The 530-nt window shown below is 57.2% G+C and carries 1 protein-coding gene; it reads right to left on the bottom strand.

The annotated features are described in order from the left end of the window. A partial coding sequence (locus AX724_RS01940) for a hypothetical protein (protein WP_066763050.1) occupies positions 1 to 530 on the bottom strand: 530 nt, incomplete at its 5' end.

Consider the following 530-nt stretch of genomic DNA (forward strand, 5'->3'; position numbering starts at 1 on the left):
TCAGTGGCCTACTTTTACTCCGCCACAGTGGCCGGTTTTTGCTCCGCCGTTGACATCTTCGCCCTGGTAGGGAATCCTGATCAGCCGGGGATCCCGAATAATGCTCGTCACGAGCCAGACGTATGATTGTTCTGCTGTATCGAAGCCTAGGATGCTGAAGGCTCCCCCGAACGGGCATGCCGGGAAGTCCGGGAAGCCTTCCCGCAGAACGTAACGCTCAGGGTCGCGATCAAACTCGCTTTTGTAGACCTTGCGGAGCCCATGCTTGCTCGGCACGTCCGCGTCACCGGCCGGAGCTGTTTCACGATGCTCAAGAAGCCGTTCGGACAGGTCACGGTGGCATATCTCGTCGAACACATCGAAGGCATCAATCAGCAGACCTTTATGCTCGGTCGCCGGATCTGTGATGGCGTAAATGTTCGACGCGTCCTCGGCTCCATTGCCGCTCTCAAGGCGTAATGCGGCATCGACACGATGTCCCCCGTCAGCACCAATGGCACAGATTTGAGGTTGTGATTTAAGGAGGGTTG

Source organism: Sphingobium sp. CCH11-B1 (genome assembly GCF_001556865.1).
GTDB lineage: Bacteria > Pseudomonadota > Alphaproteobacteria > Sphingomonadales > Sphingomonadaceae > Sphingobium.